The organism is Dactylosporangium sp. NPDC048998, from assembly GCF_043197855.1.
In the GTDB taxonomy this organism is placed as follows: Bacteria; Actinomycetota; Actinomycetes; order Mycobacteriales; family Micromonosporaceae; genus Dactylosporangium.
On record NZ_JBICTV010000048.1, the window covers coordinates 1 to 18,391 of the forward strand.

General features: G+C 66.7%; 18 protein-coding genes and 1 pseudogene. 8 read left to right on the forward strand and 11 right to left on the reverse strand.

Annotated elements, in window-relative coordinates; all coding sequences use genetic code 11:
- A partial coding sequence (locus ACGFI8_RS44270) for a GntR family transcriptional regulator (protein WP_392814168.1) occupies positions 1-450 on the forward strand: 450 nt, incomplete at its 5' end.
- Positions 451-467: 17 nt separating this feature from the next.
- On the opposite strand, the gene ACGFI8_RS44275 is transcribed toward ACGFI8_RS44270, so the two are convergent.
- Genes ACGFI8_RS44275 through ACGFI8_RS44285 form a run of 3 tightly spaced genes read right to left on the reverse strand, consistent with a single transcriptional unit; the run spans position 468 to position 3,554 of the window.
- Complete coding sequence (locus tag ACGFI8_RS44275) at positions 468-1,292, reverse strand: carbohydrate ABC transporter permease (protein ID WP_392814169.1); 825 nt, start codon at positions 1,290-1,292, stop codon at positions 468-470.
- A complete protein-coding gene (locus ACGFI8_RS44280; RefSeq protein WP_392814172.1) occupies positions 1,289-2,248 on the reverse strand; it encodes a carbohydrate ABC transporter permease in 960 nt (319 codons plus the stop codon). Before ACGFI8_RS44280 ends, ACGFI8_RS44275 begins: the two co-directional genes overlap by 4 nt.
- A 4-nt stretch (positions 2,249-2,252) precedes the next feature.
- A complete protein-coding gene (locus tag ACGFI8_RS44285) occupies positions 2,253-3,554 on the reverse strand; it encodes an extracellular solute-binding protein (RefSeq protein WP_392814174.1) in 1,302 nt (433 codons plus the stop codon).
- A gap of 341 nt (positions 3,555-3,895) precedes the next feature.
- Between ACGFI8_RS44285 and ACGFI8_RS44290 the strand changes: the two genes are divergently transcribed.
- Positions 3,896-5,599 (forward strand): IS1634 family transposase, encoded by a 1,704-nt coding sequence (locus ACGFI8_RS44290; protein ID WP_392814175.1) that lies wholly within the window; start codon positions 3,896-3,898, stop codon positions 5,597-5,599.
- A gap of 111 nt (positions 5,600-5,710) precedes the next feature.
- Here ACGFI8_RS44290 and ACGFI8_RS44295 read toward each other — a convergent pair whose 3' ends face one another.
- Complete coding sequence (locus ACGFI8_RS44295; protein ID WP_392814176.1) at positions 5,711-6,655, reverse strand: amidohydrolase family protein; 945 nt, start codon at positions 6,653-6,655, stop codon at positions 5,711-5,713.
- On the reverse strand, positions 6,652-7,614 hold the full coding sequence (locus tag ACGFI8_RS44300) for an acetylxylan esterase (RefSeq protein WP_392814179.1): 963 nt from the start codon (positions 7,612-7,614) through the stop codon (positions 6,652-6,654). The genes ACGFI8_RS44295 and ACGFI8_RS44300 overlap by 4 nt, the downstream gene beginning before the upstream one ends.
- Positions 7,615-7,775: 161 nt before the next feature.
- On the opposite strand from ACGFI8_RS44300, the gene ACGFI8_RS44305 reads away from it, so the two are divergent.
- Both ACGFI8_RS44305 and ACGFI8_RS44310 read left to right on the forward strand, forming a co-directional pair.
- The gene (locus ACGFI8_RS44305) at positions 7,776-8,861 is read left to right on the forward strand and encodes a C45 family autoproteolytic acyltransferase/hydolase (protein WP_392814181.1); all 1,086 of its coding nucleotides are present in this window, start codon (positions 7,776-7,778) and stop codon (positions 8,859-8,861) included.
- A 40-nt stretch (positions 8,862-8,901) separates the two neighbouring features.
- On the forward strand, positions 8,902-9,579 hold the full coding sequence (locus ACGFI8_RS44310) for a FadR/GntR family transcriptional regulator (RefSeq protein WP_392814183.1): 678 nt from the start codon (positions 8,902-8,904) through the stop codon (positions 9,577-9,579).
- A gap of 220 nt (positions 9,580-9,799) precedes the next feature.
- Here the strand turns inward: ACGFI8_RS44310 and ACGFI8_RS44315 are convergent, their stop codons facing one another.
- The 3 genes from ACGFI8_RS44315 to ACGFI8_RS44325 are packed head-to-tail and all read right to left on the reverse strand — an operon-like array spanning position 9,800 to position 12,949.
- The gene (locus tag ACGFI8_RS44315) at positions 9,800-10,624 is read right to left on the reverse strand and encodes a carbohydrate ABC transporter permease (RefSeq protein ID WP_392814185.1); all 825 of its coding nucleotides are present in this window, start codon (positions 10,622-10,624) and stop codon (positions 9,800-9,802) included.
- Positions 10,621-11,541 (reverse strand): carbohydrate ABC transporter permease, encoded by a 921-nt coding sequence (locus ACGFI8_RS44320; RefSeq protein ID WP_392814188.1) that lies wholly within the window; start codon positions 11,539-11,541, stop codon positions 10,621-10,623. The genes ACGFI8_RS44315 and ACGFI8_RS44320 overlap by 4 nt, the downstream gene beginning before the upstream one ends.
- Positions 11,542-11,578: 37 nt before the next feature.
- Complete coding sequence (locus ACGFI8_RS44325; RefSeq protein ID WP_392814190.1) at positions 11,579-12,949, reverse strand: extracellular solute-binding protein; 1,371 nt, start codon at positions 12,947-12,949, stop codon at positions 11,579-11,581.
- A gap of 500 nt (positions 12,950-13,449) precedes the next feature.
- On the opposite strand from ACGFI8_RS44325, the pseudogene ACGFI8_RS44330 reads away from it, so the two are divergent.
- The 3 genes and pseudogenes from ACGFI8_RS44330 to ACGFI8_RS44340 all read left to right on the forward strand — a co-directional run.
- Positions 13,450-13,991 (forward strand): annotated as a pseudogene (locus tag ACGFI8_RS44330) (IS5 family transposase); the annotation flags it as partial.
- A 437-nt stretch (positions 13,992-14,428) separates the two neighbouring features.
- Positions 14,429-14,731, forward strand: coding sequence for a hypothetical protein (locus tag ACGFI8_RS44335; RefSeq protein WP_392814279.1), 303 nt, complete (start codon positions 14,429-14,431; stop codon positions 14,729-14,731).
- The gene (locus tag ACGFI8_RS44340; protein ID WP_392814193.1) at positions 14,695-14,931 is read left to right on the forward strand and encodes a hypothetical protein; all 237 of its coding nucleotides are present in this window, start codon (positions 14,695-14,697) and stop codon (positions 14,929-14,931) included. The genes ACGFI8_RS44335 and ACGFI8_RS44340 overlap by 37 nt, the downstream gene beginning before the upstream one ends.
- 84 nt (positions 14,932-15,015) lie before the next feature.
- On the opposite strand, the gene ACGFI8_RS44345 is transcribed toward ACGFI8_RS44340, so the two are convergent.
- Positions 15,016-15,771, reverse strand: a complete 756-nt coding sequence (locus ACGFI8_RS44345; RefSeq protein WP_392814194.1) for an MBL fold metallo-hydrolase — start codon at positions 15,769-15,771, stop codon at positions 15,016-15,018.
- 223 nt (positions 15,772-15,994) lie between these two features.
- Between ACGFI8_RS44345 and ACGFI8_RS44350 the strand changes: the two genes are divergently transcribed.
- Complete coding sequence (locus tag ACGFI8_RS44350) at positions 15,995-16,543, forward strand: TetR/AcrR family transcriptional regulator (RefSeq protein ID WP_392814196.1); 549 nt, start codon at positions 15,995-15,997, stop codon at positions 16,541-16,543.
- A gap of 55 nt (positions 16,544-16,598) precedes the next feature.
- On the opposite strand, the gene ACGFI8_RS44355 is transcribed toward ACGFI8_RS44350, so the two are convergent.
- Together ACGFI8_RS44355 and ACGFI8_RS44360 are read right to left on the reverse strand one after the other, a co-directional pair.
- On the reverse strand, positions 16,599-17,123 hold the full coding sequence (locus ACGFI8_RS44355) for a hypothetical protein (protein ID WP_392814197.1): 525 nt from the start codon (positions 17,121-17,123) through the stop codon (positions 16,599-16,601).
- A 270-nt stretch (positions 17,124-17,393) separates the two neighbouring features.
- Positions 17,394-18,305, reverse strand: a complete 912-nt coding sequence (locus ACGFI8_RS44360; RefSeq protein WP_392814199.1) for a phosphotransferase — start codon at positions 18,303-18,305, stop codon at positions 17,394-17,396.
- Positions 18,306-18,391: the final 86 nt, after the last annotated feature.

An 18,391-nucleotide genomic window follows, 5' to 3' on the forward strand; every position in this document is an offset into this window, starting at 1 on the left:
GAGCGCGGCATGGAACCATCAACCCGAGTCATCCGGGCCACGATCCGCCAGCCCACACTCGCCGAAGCCGAAGTCCTGGGAATCGACACCTCCCAGCCGGTGTTCGACCTGCGCCGGGTCAGATTCCTGGACGGGTCACCACTCAGCGTCGACCACTCCTGCCTCGACACCACACGAGTCCCCGGCATCGAAACCATCAACTTCACCGGCCAATCGCTCTACGACGTCCTACGCGACCGGTACGACATCGCCGCCAGCCGGTGCGACTACGAACTCGCAGCGGAAGCAGTCGAGGCGAGAGAAGCCAAACTCCTCGGACTCGCCCCCGGCGACCCAGTCCTCGTCGGCTACCAGAAGACCTTCGACCAGCACGACCAATGCTTCGACGTCGGCCGCCAACTCTATCGCGGAGACGCCTACCGATTCCAAGCATCACTGTTCCGGTTCTAAGACGGCGCCGTCGACCGTCAGCCCTTCATCGCACCCGATGCCATTCCCTGCATCAGCCTCTTTTGCACGAGGAGGAAGAAGATCACCACGGGGATAGTGAAGATCACGCTCGCTGCCATCACTCCTCCCCAGTCCGTGTAGTAGCTGGAGAAGTACTGCTGCAGGGCGACGGGGAGCGTTTCGATCTCGGGCCGCTGCATATACGTCGCCGAGAACATGAGTTCGTTCCACGATGTGATGAATGCGTAGACGGAGCTCGCGGCCAACCCCGGCCAGGCCAGCGGAAACACGATCGACCATACGGCCCGCAGCCGACTCGCCCCGTCAACCAGGGCGGCCTCTTCGAGTTCGAACGGGATCTCAACGACAAACGATCGCAGCATGAACGTGCACAGGCCCACGGTCAGGGCCAGGTGGCTCAAGGTCAGCCCTTGATATGTGTTGAGCAGGCCGGCGTTGCGGAACAGCGTGAACAACGGGATGACCAGGATGGTCTGCGGGAGCAACTGCGTGACGAGGATGACGACCGTGAGGATGTGCCGGGTCCGCAGCCGGTAGCGGGCCAAGGCATAGCCCGCCAACAGGGCAATGAAGCCGGTCAGGACCGTAGTCGCCACGGCAACGATGAGGGAGTTCCGGAACTGGGTGGGGATGTTGCCGTCGAGCAGGTGCGTGTATCGCTCCACGGTCGGTGACGTGACGATGAAACGAGGGGTGCGGGTGAACAGCTCACTGTCGGGCTTGACCGACGTGACCAGCATCCAGAAGAACGGAAATAGGCTGCTCAGCACGATCACGACGACAAGAAGGTACAGCGCACCACGGCGCAACAGTGACGTCATCGAACGTCCTCCCGGTTCAGCCGGACGTACAGCACGCTCACCGCGGACAGCATGAGGAACAGGACCACGGCCATGGCCGCGGCGGAGCCCTGGTCGAGCTGTGCGAAGGCCTCGAGCCAGGTCAGCAGGGACAGCACCTCAGTCGAGTGGCTCGGGCCGCCAGGCGGTGTGGTCATCACAAGGAAATGGTCGAAGGACTGATACGCCCAAATGGTCGAGATGGTGGTCATCACGACGAGCAGGGGACGGATCATGGGCAGCCGGATGCGTCGCAGGATCTGCCAGCCGTTGGCGCCGTCGACCCGTGCCGCCTCCACCACTTCACCGTGGGTGCCGCGTAGCCCGGCGAACAAAGAAACCGCCACGAAGGGAACCGAGTGCCAGACGACGGCGACCGTGATGGCCACCATGGCCGGTGTACCCGTGCGGAACCAGGAGTAGCCGTTGAAGGAGTCGATTCCGAACCAGTGGACCAGCAGCCAGTTGACCACGCCGTACTGGTCGTCGAACATCCACTTCCAAACGATGCCCGACGCGACCCGCGGCATGGCCCATGGGAGCAGAACGATGACGCTGAGCACCTTGGCCGCGCGGGGTGCGGCATCGAGGACCAGGGCGATCGCCAGGCTCAACAGGATCGTGGTGGCGACCACCGCGGCCGCGAACACTGTCGTGCGCAGGAGGGCGGCGGTGTAGTACGGGTTGGCAAAGATGTCGCGGTAGTTCTGCAGCCCGACGAACGGTCCGTTCTGCAGGTACTCACCGTCGTGGAACGACAGCCAGATCGTACGCACCACCGGATATCCGACAACACCGACGACCACGAGGAGCAGCGGCGTCAGAAAGGCCCACGGCAGGAGTCTCTTCTCGAAGCCGTTTTGCCCGCGCAGCAAATGCCGCCGGCGGAGTGCCCCCGGGGTGGCCGAGGACACTGCGCGACGGATAGTGGTCTTCACGATCTCAACCAATGGCTTGGTTCACCTGGTCCGAGAGTTCCTTCATGGCAGCATCTGCAGTCTTCTGGCCGCTCATGATCGACTGCATGGCGTTCACGATGGCGTTGGCTCCCTCCACCTTCCCCCAACTGGCCACCGGGGGAATGGAACGGGTGTGATCAGCCTGCTCGGCGTAGGCCTTGAGCAGCGGGGTGGAGAAGGAGCCGGTGGACTTCTCCTGTGCCAGCGCGTCGTTCGTCGCCGGGAGCAGACCCAGGTTTGAGGTGACCGGCACGAGGTTTTCCTTGCTCATCATGAACTTCACGAAGTCGTTCGCCACCGCCTTGTTCTTGCACTCGCGGAACACGGCGAGGTTGCTGCCGCCGGCGAACGTGTCGTTGTTCCCACCCGGGCCCTTGGGAAGGACGGCCGTGGCCAGTTTGCCCTCCAGATCAGGACTCTGCTTGAGGATGGTCCGCAGATCCCACGACCCGCCGACCATCATCGCCGTCTGGCCCAAGCCGACCGACTTGTCGACGTCGGCTGCGGTCCAGGCGGAGGCGCCCGCGGGTGACAGGTGATCCTTCGTCAGCAGATCGGCGTAGAACTGGAACGCCTGGACGGACTGCGGTGACCCGGCCTCGGAAACCCACTTGTCACCACTCTGCTTGGCGATCTCCCCGCCCCAGTTCCAGATCAGCGGCAGGTAGTACCAGTGGGCGCCACCGATGATTCCGAACCCGTTGACACCTTTGTTCTGCGCCTGAATGGCCAGGGCATCCGTGCGCAGTTCCTCCCAGGTGGTGGGGGCCGTGGACTTGCCGATCGACTCGAGCAGGTCCTTGCGGTAGATCAGGGCGCGGACACCGGTGTCGTAGGGAACTGCGTACGACTTGCCCTTGAAGATGGTCGAGTCGATCATGCCGGGCACATAGGTGCCCTGGAGCGTCTTGGGGTCGTCGGCGTACACGTTGAGGGCGTTGAGTGCCGCGAATTCGGGGGTCCAGGTGTTGCCGATGAGTGCGACACAGGGAACGCTGCCGCCGGCGATCGAGGTCAGGTACGTCTGGTGTGCGTCCTTTCCGAGGAATCGGAGGTTCACCGTGGTCCCTGGGTGTGCTGCGGCGTAGTCGTTCGCCAGCTTCTGCATGATCGGCTGCTGGGCGTCCCCAATGGGGTCGCCCATCCAGAAGTCGATCGTTCCCTTGATCTCGCCCGAGTCGGTTCCGCTCGAGTCATTCGCCCCACCGCAGGCCGCGAGGGCGAGGGCCCCCGTCAGCCCAATGGCAACGGCGACCCGGCCGCGCCAATTGTTCCTTGCACGCATCCCTGCTCTCCTCTGCTGGGGACCGAAGACCTGCTAAGCGCGGGGTACGCGGTGCCTCCGGACGACTTGTCAACCTGCCCGGCTGTCAGACAGCCCGATAGGTTGCCCCTTAGGGTGCACCGTGGTGGGGTGGATCGCAAGAGCCTCCGCTCTGTTCGTTACGAAGTTCCTTGCTCCCGAGTTCCGCAGTTGGTAGACACACGGGAGCGGTCGGGTGTGGATTGCTGCCGCCCAGGGGGTCCTCAGCGGGTCGTGGAGCGGCCCGCCGGACTGAAAGTGTAGTAACACGACCGAGTATCTTGTCCTTGTGCTAGCAGGTCAAGGATGGTTGAGTCGTAGTCATGTTCCTGCGGTTCACGTCGCGGACCAACGCCGACGGCACGATGGTGCGCTACGTAGCACTGGCGCACAACCGGCGGCTAGACGGGCGGATCAAGCCGGATGTGCTGATGAACCTGGGCCGGGTCGACCAGGTCGACGTGGCCGGACTGCGCCGGCTGGCCGCGTCGATCAACAAGCACTTCGGCGACAGTGACGGGCTGACCGACGCCGTGGAGGCGGGTGCGGTCGCCGGTGCCGCGCCGCTGGAGGTCGTCGACGCTCGCACGATCGGGGCCACCTGGCTGCTGGACGGGTTGTGGCACCGCCTCGACGTGGGCACGGCAGTACGAGCGGCAACCGACGCGCGGCGGTTCACCACCAACATGGAACGGGTGCTGTTCGCGCTGGTCGCCAACCGGGCGGTCGCGCCGATGAGCAAGCTGTCCGCAGCCGAATGGGTGCGTGAGGACGCCGCCGTCCCGGGACTGTCCACGATGGACGAAGACCACGCCTACCGGGCGATGGACCTCCTCGTCGACACCGACACCCAGGACCGGGTGCAGGAGTCGGTGTTCTTCGCCGTGGCCAACCTGCTCAACCTGGAAGTCGACCTGCTGTTCTTCGACATCACCTACTTCGAACGCGACGATGAAGGCGGGGCCGACGACGCCTTCCGCCGGTTCGGCCACGCCAACGATCACCGCGGCGACCTACCGCAGACCGTCATAGGCCTGGCCGTGACCAAGGAAGGCATCCCGGTGCGCTGCTGGTGCTGGCCGGGCAACGCCGGTGACCAGTCCGTCCTGGCCGAGGTCCGCCACGACCTGCGGGACTGGAAGCTGGGCCGGGTCGTCACCGTGGCCGACCGCGGCTTCTCCTCCGCGGACAACCTGGCCTACCTGCGCCGCGCCGGCGGGCACTACATCGCCGGGATGCGCATGCGCGACGGCAACCCCCTCGTCGAGGCCGTGCTGTCCCGCCAGGGCCGCTACCAGCACGTCCGCGACAACCTGCGGGTCAGGGAAGTCCGCCTCGATGGTCAGGACGCCCGGTTCGTCATCTGCCACAACCCCGACCAGGCGCAGCGCGACCAGCAGCACCGCGACGAGGCGATCGCCCGCATCCAGGCCGAACTGGCCCGTATCGGCGAGCAGCGCGCCCGCGACGCCAGCCGTCCCCGCGGCGACAGGACCCGGGCCCGCAACGAGGCCGCCCACGTGCGAGCCGAGTGCGCGCTGCGCGACCATCCCACGCTAGGACGCTGGCTGGTCCAGCAGCCCAACGGACGCTTGAAGGTCAACACGGCGAAGGCCAAGGCCGAGGCCCGATTGGACGGCAAGTACCTCATCGCCACCTCCGACCCGAACATCAGCGCCGAAGACGTCGCCCTGGGCTACAAGAACCTCCTGGAAGCCGAACGCGGCTTCCGTGACCTCACGACACAGCTGCCGCTCCGCCCGGTCTTCCACCGCCTTGAACACCGCATCCGCGCGCACGTGCTGATCTGCTGGCTGGCCCTGCTGCTGACCCGCGTCGCCGAACGCTCCAGCGGTCAAACCTGGCGAAACATCAACCGGCAACTCGGGCGAGTCACCCAGCTCACCCTCGCCGGCCCGGCCGGCACGGTCACCCAGACCACCCCGCTCACGCCCGAGCAGATGGCCATCTACCAGACGCTTTCCATCCAGCCGCCAGCCCGGGTCACGGCCTTCGACCCCGCCTGATCAAGATCAAGAAGGGCCGGGGCGGCGTAGACACACGCCACCTCCTGCCCCCGGCCCATGTGTGACTACGAACTGCGGAACCCGGGTTGCCGCACCGCGTTCAAACGATCGTCAGTCGACGGTCCTGCGGCCACCGAGGAGTTCCCGGGCGTTCGCGCTGAGCACTGCGGAACGGTGCGTGTCGCCGAGGAATTCGCGCAAGAGGGCGAAACGCTCAGCCACCTCGTCGGCCGATGAGAACGGGAAATCCGTGCCGAGAACCACCCGCGAGTCGTCGATGAAGGACAGCAGTGCGCCGAGGTCAGCAGCGGTGTGGGACAGGGCTGTGTCATAGCTGAACGCGGCCAGAGCGCGCAGGACACCTTGCGGAGCGACGGTCGCGAGCTCCGGCATACCTTCGGCCAGAACCATTCGTGGAGCGACGGCAGGCATCGCGCCGCCGCAGTGCGAGAAGATCCACCGGACGCGCGGAAATCTCCGCGGCACCTCAGTGAGGAGAAGATTCGTAATGAGGCGCGTCGAGTCGAAGAGGTACTCCAGTACCGACGGCCGAATGGGGATCTCGCCCTCGGGCCACCATGCGGGCAGCACCGGGTGCACATGGACAAGAGCACCGCGGTCGTTCAGAGCCTCCAGAAGGCCGTCAAATCGGGGGTGGCCGACGTATGACCCGGCATAGCTGGTGAGCAAGCCGACGCCGACGAACTCCGGTCGGTCGAACACCCGCTCGACCTCGGCGAGCGCGGCGTCGACCGAGGGTAGGGGCAGGCATGCGACTGCTGCGAACCGCCCATTGCCGTCGCGCACCACTTCGGTCAACTCGTCATTGGTGTCTTGGCACAGGGATGTGGTGAAAGCCTGATCGCCGAAGTAGAACCCAGGCGAAGCGACGGACAGGACGGCCAGGTCGATGCCTAACCGGTCCATCACCCGGACTGAGTCCGCAGGTTCCCACGTCGGAAATGGGGCGCCGGGTTGCGCTTGGATTCCCAGGGCGGTCAACCGGCTGACATAGGACGCCAGTGGTGCGTGGTGGTGAAAGTCGACGATGGTCATTGCACCAACTCTCGGACGGCTCGAATGGTTCGCAAGATGTCTTCGGGCCCTCCCGCCTCGTGGCCGTTGAACTGCCACACGGTCATCTCTTTGGGCCCGGCGTAAGCATTGTATGCAGCAAAAACGGTGGAGGGTGGGCTCACGACGTCGTGCAGGGCGACGCAGAACCCGCCGCGGCAGGTGGCTCGCCGGGCGAAGGATACGGCGTCGAAATAGGCAAGAGTCTCGAAGGCGCGCTCTGCAGAACCGCGGTGGGCGGCCAGCCATTTGACAATCTCCCCGTGGGGACTGTGGTCCGTCACCTCCACTGCGCGCCGGAAGGCAGACAGGAACGGCACATGCGGCATCGCCAGCCGCACATCGTCGCGCAAGCCGGCTGCCACGAGCGCCAAGGCGCCGCCCTGGCTGCGTCCCGTCACCGTGATCCGGTCGCGCGCCACGGCCTCGTGGGTTGCCACCGCATCGACGAATCGGTACGCGTCGGTGAACAGGCGGCGGTAGTAGTAGCGCTCGGGGTCGAGGATGTCTCGGGTCATGAACCCCGGCGCGGAGGGTCCCGCCCCATGCGGGTCAGCGGTGTGGCCGGCACGCAGAGCACTGCCCTGTCCGCGGGAGTCCATGATGGCGTGGGCGAACCCGGCACTGGCGTAGGCGAGGGACTCGACCGGGTGCCCGCGTCCGCTGCCGTATCCCAGGTACTCCACCACGAGCGGCAGGGGACCGGTGCGTTCGTGCGGAAGGAGCAGCCACCCCCTGACCTCGTCCCCGGCGTACCCGCCGAAGGTGACGTCGTACACGTCAACGGTCCGCACCAGTGCGTCCACCGGGTCGAAACGCGGATCCAGGGGATGGGCGCGCTGTTCGTGCAGTGTCCGGCTCCAGAAGGAGTCGAAGTCGTCCGGCTCGGGGTACGGGTACTCGTACTGCACGAGCCGATCGAGGGGAAGGTCCACCCGCATCAAGCAACTCCTGTCTGACAGCCAGACAAGAGTGTAGCAACGATGGCGTTGCCGACAAGGACAACCTGTCATACAACCTGATAGCCTGCTAGGCAGGCGGAACTAGGAGCTACAGTGGAGGTGCGGGAATGGCGCGGACAGTCGCCTCCGGGTACGACATCGTGACCGTCACGGGCGACCCGGAAGAGCGCGGATACCAGTACGGGCTCGCCGCGAGGACCCGGATAGAGCTCGCGTTGCGGACCTATGCCGACGTGTTCATGCACTACGCGTCGTGGGACTGGCCAACCGTGCGACGACACGCACTCCGGTTCGCCGATCCCATCGAGGACTTCTCACCGGCGTCCGCGCGCGAGATCCGGGCGATCGCCCGCGGGGCCGGCGTCGAGGTGGCCGACATCCTGGCCCTGAACACCCGCAGCGAGATCATGTTCGCAGCTCCGGGACGTGCCAGGGCCGTAGCCGCCACCGAGTGCACGTCGTTCGCGCTGACACCCGAACGCACAGCTTCCGGTACCACGCTGATGGGTCAGAACTGGGACTGGATCGAGGGGGCCCGGGAAAGCGCGATCGTGCTCCAAGTGCTCCGTGACGACGGCCCAGACTTCGTCACGGTGGTCGAGGCCGGGATGCTGGCGAAGGTCGGGATCAACTCCAGCGGTGTCGGCCTGTGCACCAACACCCTCATCTCGGACGGGGACGAGGGCCGGTTCGGCGTTCCCTACCACGTGCTGCTGCGATCAGTTCTCGACAGTGACAGCGGTGCGGAGGCCGCACAGCGGATCAAGTCGACATCACGAGCCAACTCCGCAAACTATCTCATCGCCGACGCGGGCGGGTTCTGTGTGGACGTGGAGACCGGACCAGGCGATGGTGCGTGTGGCGCCATCACGCCCGTCGACGGTGCGGTCACGCACGCCAACCACTTCCTGGTCGACGGTCTCACCGGGGTGGACCGCTACCTCGAGCGAAAGGCGCACACGCGCAACCGACTGCAGCACCTGACAGCGCGCATTCAGCAACACCGCACGCACACGATCGAGAGCTTGCAGGAGGCGCTCACCGACCACGCAGACGCGCCGTACAGCGTGTGCCAACACCCAGACGCAACCCAACCCGCTGCCGAGCGCACCTGCACAGTCGCGGGGATAGTGATGGATCTGTCGGCTCGCTCGCTGGTGTACACCTCAGGCAGCCCGTGCGAGTCGACCTGGTCAGTGCCGGTGCGGATCAATGCCTCGTTCTGACCGGTCGTCAGCTGCCCGGCAGCCTGTTAACCTGGCAGCCGTGAAGGTGGTCCCCGTCGCGCAACGAACAGCCGCGGAACACGTGCGATCGCAACTCGTTGAACTGATCGAGTCCGGTGAGTTCGCAGTGGGCCAGCGGCTGCCCTCCGAAGCCGAGCTGGCCAAGTCATTTGCGGTCAGCCGTTCAGTGATCCGTGAAGCGCTCCACAGTGTGAGCGCGCTTGGTCTCACCCGCTCGTATGCTGGCAAGGGCACCTTCGTCGACGCACAGTTCGCGCCGTCCCAACTACTGACCGGCAAGTACCTTCCCCGCGACCTGCACGAGGTGCGCAGGACGCTGGAGGTGCCATCGGCCGCCCTCGCGGCGGAGCGCCGTTCCCGGGCGGACCTCAAGGCGATGACCGCGCTGCTCGCAAGGTTCCGTGAGGAGGAGGATCCCTCCATACGGGTCGGCATCGATGCCGACTTCCACGTAGCCATCGCCACGGCGACCGCCAACCCTCTGTTCCCCCGGCTGGTCTCAGAACTCCGCACGGTTCTGCAGGAGCAAGCTATAGCCGCGGCAATCGTTCCGGGCCGGGCGGCTCAGGCGGCCGACGAGCACGACGCAATCCTTGCGGCCATCTCGCAGCGCGACGCTCATGCGGCGGCTGAAGCGATGAAGCTTCACCTGGCTGCTGTGGAGGACACCGTGACCCCGCTTGGACGCCGGAAATAGTCGACCGCGAAAGCCGATGCCCACTTCCACATAGTTTTCCGGCTCTGCCTCACATCCCGTGGTGACGGACGGTGCTGGTTAGCCGAGCGTGCAAGGCCAACAGGCGGTTGAGCTGCGAAACGCAGATCAACCGCCTGTTGCTCTCTGTCCACAGTGGACCTGATGTGTTCCAATGATCCACCACGCGGACAGCCCTTGACGAAGGGCCGAGGCCTAGCGACTACCCCTTCATCGCGCCTGATGTGATCCCGTGGGCGAACGACCGCTGCAGCACGAGGTACACGGCAATGACGGGGATGGCGGTCAGGATGGCGGCGGCGGACAGGTAGGTGTAGTCCGTCGTGTACTGGCCCTGGAAGGTGGCCAATGTCATCGGTGCCGTCAGCTCGCGGCCGCCGGAGAGCATGACGAGCGGCACCAGAAGATCGTTCCAGGTCCAGACGAATGACAGGACGGTCAGCGCCAACAGTTGCGGTACTGCCATCGGCAGCAGCAGGCGTACCAGGATGACGAAGCTGTTGGCCCCGTCGACCCGTCCGGCGTCGGTGATTTCGTATGGTGCGTCCTGGAAGAACGTCCGCATCCAGAAGCATCCGAAGGGGAGGCCGAGCGCCGTCTCCACCAGGATGACGCCGAGCAGGTTGTCGGCCAGCCCCACCTCGCGGAAGTCGAAGAAGAGCGGGATGATCAGCGACTCGTTCGGCAGCATCAGTCCGGCCAGGAGGATGAGGAACAGCATGTTCCGCATCGGGAGCCGGAACCGGGCGAGGGCGTAGCCGGCGGGCACCGAGAGCAGCAGCGTCAGCAGCGTCGCGGTGATGCTCACCTTGAGGCTTGTCGCCAGGGCTGTTCCCATGTCGGCGAGGTCCCAGACGGCCTTGAAGTTGCCGATGTGGAAGGAGCTGCTCAGCCTGATGGTGCTGTCCTGGGTGTCGGGCTCCCCCAACGCCATGATCACGACGCCGATGAGGGGGACCACCGCGATCGCGGCCGCGCAGGTGACGATCACCTGGCCGGTGAGGGCGTGTGCCCGGGTCGTTCTCATCCTTTTCTCCAGGGGCGGAGGATCAGCATGGTCAGCATGAGGATCACCAGGGTCAGCAGCACACCCATGGCTGAGGCGACGCCGAGGTCTCCGACGAAGAACGCCTTCTGATAGACGAGGAAGGATGGCACCTCGGTGGAACTTCCCGGTCCGCCCTGGGTGGTCACGTAGATCAGGTCGAAGTTGCGCAGCGCGGCGGTGACCGCGAGCACCATGACGACCGTGATCTCGTTGCGAATGCTGGGCAGCGTCACCGCGAAGAACTCGCGGACGGGGCCCGCACCGTCCATCCGGGCCGCCTCGTACAGTTCCACGGGTATGCGCTGCACACCGGAGATGAGCAGCACGAGGGCCAGGCCGAGGAGCATCCAGGTGCCGATCAGCCCGACCGAGGGCAGCGCCCAGGTGAAGTCACCCAGCCAGCCGCGGGTCCAGCTGCCGAGGCCGACCGCCCGCAGCAGCGAGTTGATCGGACCGTCCGGGGCCAGCAGCCAGCGCCAGGCGACACCGGTTACGACCGGGGCGATGACGTACGGCAGGAACAGCGCCGCCCGGAAAATGGTCAGCCCTCGGATCCGTGTGCTGCCGATGACGCCCACCAGCACCAGGGCCAAGGCCGTGGTGAGCAGCGCGTAGAAGCCGATCAGCACGAACGCGTGCCCGAACGCCACGCGGTTCTGCGAGCTCTCCAGGATGGCTCGGTAGTTGTCCAGACCGACCCAGCGCGACGGGCTGATGCCGTCCCATGCGCAGAACGACAGGTAGATGCTGTGCAGGAAAGGCAGGATCAGGAACAGGCCGTAGAAGATCAACGCGGGTGCGAGGTAGCCGAAGCCGACAAGGGCGTTGGACCTGTGCTGCTTGCGAGCGGCGACACCCGCCCCGTTCAGTTGAACGGGGCGGGACGCTACCGTCAAGACCCTGCCGCTTTCGCGAGCGGGTGGAACATGCCGGTCAGCCCTTCTCCAGCGATTCCACGAACGGGCCGTAGGACTTCTGCAGTTCCCCGAGCAGGCCGTCGACGCTGAGGGCGCCGGACATGAGCTGGTCGAAGGTGCGGGAGATGGTCGGGTACAGCTCCGGTGCGCCCCAGTCGACGTACGGCACGGGGGTGCCCTCGCCCACCAGCTTGAGACCGTTGCGCAGCGCGTCCTGTGACGGGACCGGCAGGTTCGCCGCGGTGATCGCGGAATCGGCGTCCGCCGGCGGCTTCGACGGGATGGCGCCACCGGCCAGGAACTGCTCGGCCGCCTTCTGGCTGGTGACGAAGTCGATGTACTTGGCCGAGAGGTCCTTCTTCTTCGCCTTCACCGGGATGGTCCACGGAATGTCGCCGGCACCGACGGCCGCGATTCCCTGCCCGGACACCGACGGGAAGAACACCATCCGGAGCTTCTTGGTCTGCTCCGGCGTGCCCTTGAGCGGAGTGAAGCGGGAGCTGGTCAGGGAGAACAGGCCCTTGCCGGAGATGAAGTTGGCGAGCACCTGGTCGGTCTTGTACGCCGTCCAGTCCGGCGCGTAGTAACCCTTCTCGCCCCAGGACTTCATGGTCTTGGCGGCCCAGGCCGCGGTCTCGGACGTGAAGGTCGCGTTCGAGTGGTGGAAGACCAGGTCCTGCACGGCCTGCGGACCGCCCTTGGCCAGCAGCAGCTCGCTGAGCAGCCATGCGGCCAGTTCACCGTTGGCCGATCCGAACTGCATCGGAATCTCCCCGGCCGCCTTGGCGCGCTGCATCTGATCTTCGAGTTCCGCAATGGTCTTCGGCGCCTCGGTGATGCCCAGCTTCTCGGCGATCTCCGTGTTCATGAGCAGGCCGATCCATGCCGTGGTGGCCGACATGCCCCACAGCGGGCCCTCGCCCATCAGCTTGCCGTCGGTGCTGAATCGGTTGAGCTGAAGCTGGGAGGCCGTCTGGCGGGTGTCCCATCCGAGCTTCTTGGCGTAGTCGTCCATGTTGGTCAGCAGGCCGCCCTTGACGAAGGCGCCCATGGCCTGGTAGCCCCGGTTGACCTGCGTAACATCCGGCGGGTTGGTGCCGGAGAGCTGAAGCTTGGCGACGGAGGCCAGGTCGTCGAAGCTCTTCGCGACGAAGTCGATCTTCACGCCCGGGTTTTCGTCCTCGAACTGCTTGTTCAGCTTCTGGTAGACGGCCAGGATGCCCGGCGAATTGGCCAGGCCGCTCTGCACGACCAGAGTGCCGCCGTCGGATTTCTCGCCATCCGGCGAGGACGAGCAGGCGGAGGCGGTGACAGCGACTGCGGCGACGGTGGCTAGTAAGGCGGTAGTGAACCGGGCACGGCGCCCTTTGGGGTGTCTATTGGGCATTTGCGGGTTCCTTCTCTACTCGGCGCGGCCGGCTGGCCGTGCTCGCTGGTGCTGCACCCCGCGGAGCGAGGGTCGGAATCGCAGGGACGAGGTGGGCTGGGACGGGACGTCAGAGCGCGGGCGGAACCTTCGGGCGGCGGACATCAACGGCACGGTGAAGACGTGAACCGATCCTTCGCCGCCTCGGGTCTCCACTTCGAAGCAGTAACTGGTCCGTCAAGAAGACCAGATTGGGGTTCCATGATCGGGCTGTCAAGACTCGCTGGCGATCTTGCGGCCTTCGTTACCCACCCGTGATGCAGGTCATACGGGTCGTCACGTCGTGCGCGACGTGACGGAGACAAATCGTCGTGAAGGCCCTCGACTACGCCGACTTCCTGCCCGGCTCGAGATTTCCCGGCGAACGCGCACTCGCCGCCCAGCGTCGCGCGACCCTGCGGCTGGTACTCAAGGCGTCGGCGGACCTGACCGACGCGCAGTGGGCGGTCCTTGCCCCGTCGATGCCTGCCGCGCCGGCGAAGGGTTGTCCCGCCGAAGTGGAGCAGGCGACAGCTGATCGATGGGAATCCGGTGGCGGATCCGGGTCGGTGCGCCGTGGCGTGACGTGCCCGCCGAGTACGCGCCCTGGCAGACGCTGCACGGGCTGTTTCGCAGTTGGCACGGGACGGGACGTGGCAGTTGGTGCTGACCACGTTGCAGGCTCACGGCGACGCGGCCGGGTGGATCGGCTGCAACCTCAGCGTGAACTCCACCAGTGTCCGCGCCCACCAGCACGCTGCCGGGACCTGCCGGGACGGCGCGGCGCAGAAGGAACCGTCTGGCGGGGTGGGTGGACACCACGAAGGTCTATCTTGCGTGCGAGCAGAGGCGTAAGCCGCTGGTGCTGCTGCTGACCGGTGGGCAGCGGGGTGGCAACCCGCAGTTCGTGCCGGTCCTGCGACGGATCCGGGTTCCTCGGCTTGGCGGTGGCCGGCCCAGGACCCGTCCGGATCGGGTCCCGGCCGACAAGGCGTACGCGGCCAAGGCCAACCGGGTCTACCTCGCCATCCCCGGGGCATTCGGCGGCGGGGGCGCTCCGTGGCGGGCCGCGGTCCAGGTGTCGCGGATCATCGCCCGGGCCGACACCTCGATCGCGCACATTCTCGCCTACCACTACGGATGGCTGAGAATTGTCGAGCGTTCTCCACCGATGCTGCCCGCGACGAACTGCGGCAGACCGCCGCCCAGCGGTGGCTGTGGGCCAGCCGGGCACCTCCGGCTCGGTCTGCCGAAGCTCGTCCCGGTCGACGACGGCTACGTGGTTACCGGTGAGTCCGGATTCGCCACCGGCGGACGGTCTGCGACCGCCTGTTCACGAGGGCCCTGCACCGCGACACCGGGGCCCTGCACATCGCTACTCTCGACCCCAGCGCCCCCGAGATCGAGTTCACCGGGGCCTGGGACGTGCTCGGCCAGCGCCTCACCGCCAGTCGTGCGGTCATGCTCAACGACGTGCCCGTCCATTCCCATCTCGCCGCGTTCGGCCCGCTCGATGAGCCGCCGGCCCCGATCTGGTCGCTGGCCGTCCTCAACTTCCAGCTGATGTTCAGCGTGCTCCACCTCGGCACCGCCGAAGGGGCCTTGCTGGAAGCGGCCGACTACACCCGCCAGCACACCCGCCCCTGGTTCCACTCCCTGGTCGAGCACGGCCACGACGAGCCGTTCATCTCCAGACCTACGGCGGATATCTTGCCCGCGTACAGGCCGTGGCTGCCCTCACCGAGCGCGCGGATGCCGCGCTGACCCGGCTGTACAGCCTCGGCGACCAGGTGACTGCCGACCAACGCGCGCAGGTCGCCGAACTGATCGCCACCGCCCGCATCAATGCGATCGATGCCGGCCTGGCCGTCACCGCCGGCATCTTCGATCTGACTGGTGCCCGCTCGACCGCGACCGCGTACGGCCTCGATCGATTCTGGCGCAACCAGCGCTGCTACCGGTAACGCAGCTCCGGCCGGCTTGTGCTGCAGGCCGATGCGGCATCGCTCCTCACTCGCTGGTTGAGCGTCTGCGGTGCCTGGCTCTCCTCAACCGCGCTTGGCAACGGCGGTGCGAGCGGAGTGCCAGAGGGTGCGAGGGTTGTCCCGGTCGCTGTGGAGCTCCAGCATCGCAGCCACGATCTCCTCCACGCCGCCGCCTTCATTGACGATGCGGCTGAAGTCGCGAAGGTACTGCTGGCTGGCACCGATGCTTTCCGGCCCGTCAGGGGCACCGACGCTCTTGTGTCCGGCCACGACGATCTTCGGGTTCAGAGCGGCGACAGCGTCGAGGCTGGCGATCCACGCATCACGAGTCTTCTCGTCGGTCTCGGCGGTCATCATGTGCACGCCGTTGTACACGACGTCGCCTCCGATCACCGCTGCGGCAGACGGTATGTGCAGGACGGTGGAGTGCTCCGTGTCTCCCCAGCCCACGGACACCGCCCGGAGTACGTGGCCCTCCAGCTCGAACTCGGCGGCCGTCAACGGTTCGGGTAGCACGGGTGTCTGCGGCAGCTCGCCGGGGAAGCTGGCCCTCCAGTAGCCGGACAGTCCTGGGTTGGTGGCCTCGAAGCGGGCGCGTTCGACCACCTCGGGTGTGGCGATTCCGCGGGCATCGGGGAAATGCTCCTGCAGACGGGCCAGACCGATCCAATGGTCCTGGTGGCCGTGAGTGATGTAGACGCCGGTGATGCGCTTGCCGAACCTCCGCACCCACTCGGCGAGCCCGTCGACCTGATCGATGGTGATGAGCGTGTCCACGAGGATGCCCTCTTCGGCCCCGGCGATGAGGGCGCTGCTCATGGGCGACCACATCGGCTCGTCGCCCGGGCCCTGCGCGGGAGCGCCGGCGAACGGCCGCATCGGCGCAACATACACCTCTACGTTGAGGCCGGTGGGACTCATGATCGTTCCTTTCCGGGTGTCGGTGATCGGGTGCCCGATCCGCGTTATGCTATGTAACATAGCATAACGCTGCGCGAGGGTCGATGATCGCCGCAGGGTTGAGTCGGGGAGAATGACTGGCGTGTCTGAAAGCGTGCGCAGTGCGATGGTCGAGGCGGCGTGGCTGCTGATCGCCGAGCGAGGGCTTGAGGGCATGTCGACCCGGGAGGTTCTGGCACGTACCGGGGCCCCACGCGGATCCGTCTACCACTACTTTCCACGGGGCCGCACGGAGCTCATCGAGCACGCGATCGACCATTCCCGGGGATGGATGCAGGACCAGATCGGGGCGCTCCGTGCCGAGACGCCGGACGACGTGGTCACCGGGTATATCGACATCTGGCGTCGGGTGGTCGAGGGCACCGGATTCCGTGCCGGCTGTGCAGCGACCGGGGTCGTCATCGGGGGATACGACCCCGACCTTCTCGACCGTGCGGCCGCTGCGTTCCAAGCCGCCATCGACGCCCTCGCTGACCGATTTCAGCAACTCGGACTGACGGCGAACCAGGCCGCGCGACGCGCCACAATGCTGGTGACCGCCGCCGAAGGTGCCGTCGTCCTCGCACGCGCACACCGGAGCGTGGAGCCGCTCGCACTCGTCGCTGAACAGCTGAGTGAGAACGGCACGTGAAGCACCATCAGACAATCGTGCGTCCGGCCGCGTGAGCGGTCAGTACACCTGATCGTCAGGCCGTGTCGTCGCCGGGTGTCCGGTCTGCTTGCTTCACCCACGGGCCGGGTAGCAGGGGCACGATGTCGGCGCCGTCGTTGCCGGACGGGTCCAGGCCCAGCAGGTCCTCGAACAGCGCGCCGAGCACCTGGGCGGTCGGCTGGCCATCTGCCCGAGTCTGCACCAGTGCCCAGGCCGGCAGGTCGTCGCAATTGTCGCGGCCGTCGTCCTCGAGGTAGTACAGCATCGAGAACACGGTGTCGTAGGCGACCGCCCGCGCGAACTGGATCAGCTCCTCGTGGTTCGCCCCGGCCGCCAGCAGGCGGCGGGCGATCCGGTTCCGTTCGGTGTCGTGCCGCCACGTATCGATCATCTTCGGCCACAGGGCGCTGAGGAATCGGTACCGGGCCAGCTGCGGGGTGCCCTCCTCCGCTTCGCCCGCGGCCCAGACCCCCACCTCTCCCTCGTCGAGTCCCAGCCGCCGGAACGCGTCGCGTAGGGCGGCGCGTTCCATCGAACCCCCACCGGCGGTGTCGTCCATCGAGTGATGGTCGCACGGCGTCGGCGCCCAGTCCGCGCGCCCTTGGTGCCTCACCCGGCAGGACCCGGCGCCGTCGACGCTCGGCTTCACTCAGGAGGGCCCCGGCTCTACCTCCGCGCAGAGCAGCAGTGACCGACCGGCCACCTCGAACACACCATGCTCGTCAACAACGCGCAGTCAGGGATGCCCCCGGCCGCCGCGGGCCACTCACCGGGCGTGACGGACATTGGCCCGCTACCCGTGCACGACTGGCGGCATGGTCGGGACGGTTCAGGCACCGGCGAGTGCGAGCCTCCGCTCGGCCTCGTCCGGTGCCAGCCACGATTGTCCGTCCAGGCCGGCCTTCTTCGTGTTGAACGCGTACACCCATAGGCCCGCGGCCCAGCTCGCTTCGATCTCATCCGCCGACCAGGCACGGCAAGCAGCGCGCTGGTACTCGTCCAGGAACGCTGCCGACTCGGGAACGGTCGCGGCCCTGCGCACCATTCCGCACGGCCACACCGAGGCGGCCAGCCCGACGACTACGGCCTCCGGGGCGGCCATGACGCTGTCCCAGTCGTGCACCACCAGCGGCTCGTCGCCATCCCAGCGGATGTTCTGCGCTTCCCAGTCGCCGTGCCCGATCACGACTCGGCGACCGGCCGGGGTGCGCACGAAGCGGCTCAGTCGGCGGCGGACGCGCGCCCCGGTGTCGTCGAGCCACGGCGTCACGTGTTCGGGCGCGTTGAGATCGTCGTCGCGGTCGTCCGCGGCCGGCCAGACGCCGGGCAGACGGTGATTCCACGCCGTCCACGGCAGATCCGGTTCGAGGGTGCCGACCATCTCTGGCCGGGGCGCGAGAGCGACGAATCGCGCCAGCAGACCAGCGAACCGGCGGGCGTGGTCGGTCCCGGGCGTCAGCGATCCCCCGGGGATGTACGCCTCAGCGCTCACCGCCAGGCCGTCCTCGACGATCGGATCGGTCAGTGGCTCAGGGGCGGGGAAGCCGGCACGCCACAGCGCCCGCTCCACCGTGGTACACGCGGCGAGGCGGGGCGAGTCCGGCCGTACCTTGACGATCACCTCGCGCCCGTCGGTCAGCCGCACGCCGAAGACGCGCGACAGGTGGCCAGAGGTGAACAGCACATCCTCGATCGGGGAGCCGAGATGGCGCTTGCACCACTGATCGATGTCGAACGTCATACGCCCAACCTACGCTGGTGACCGACAACCAACCCGCCGTTCCCGGCTCGGCAGGGACCATGCCGGTGCCGAGGGTGAAGGTCAAC

Bases quoted from the DNA above. Each gene is read 5' to 3' on its own strand.
- ACGFI8_RS44345 (WP_392814194.1), bottom strand. From the start codon at position 15,771: ATGAGCAGCGCCCTCATCGCCGGGGCCGAAGAGGGCATCCTCGTGGAC.
- ACGFI8_RS44325 (WP_392814190.1), bottom strand. From the start codon at position 12,949: ATGCCCAATAGACACCCCAAAGGGCGCCGTGCCCGGTTCACTACCGCC.
- ACGFI8_RS44360 (WP_392814199.1), bottom strand. From the start codon at position 18,305: ATGACGTTCGACATCGATCAGTGGTGCAAGCGCCATCTCGGCTCCCCG.
- ACGFI8_RS44335 (WP_392814279.1), top strand. From the start codon at position 14,429: ATGCTCAACGACGTGCCCGTCCATTCCCATCTCGCCGCGTTCGGCCCG.
- ACGFI8_RS44275 (WP_392814169.1), bottom strand. From the start codon at position 1,292: ATGACGTCACTGTTGCGCCGTGGTGCGCTGTACCTTCTTGTCGTCGTG.
- ACGFI8_RS44355 (WP_392814197.1), bottom strand. From the start codon at position 17,123: ATGGACGACACCGCCGGTGGGGGTTCGATGGAACGCGCCGCCCTACGC.
- ACGFI8_RS44290 (WP_392814175.1), top strand. From the start codon at position 3,896: ATGTTCCTGCGGTTCACGTCGCGGACCAACGCCGACGGCACGATGGTG.
- ACGFI8_RS44295 (WP_392814176.1), bottom strand. From the start codon at position 6,655: ATGACCATCGTCGACTTTCACCACCACGCACCACTGGCGTCCTATGTC.
- ACGFI8_RS44285 (WP_392814174.1), bottom strand. From the start codon at position 3,554: ATGCGTGCAAGGAACAATTGGCGCGGCCGGGTCGCCGTTGCCATTGGG.
- ACGFI8_RS44315 (WP_392814185.1), bottom strand. From the start codon at position 10,624: ATGAGAACGACCCGGGCACACGCCCTCACCGGCCAGGTGATCGTCACC.
- ACGFI8_RS44300 (WP_392814179.1), bottom strand. From the start codon at position 7,614: ATGCGGGTGGACCTTCCCCTCGATCGGCTCGTGCAGTACGAGTACCCG.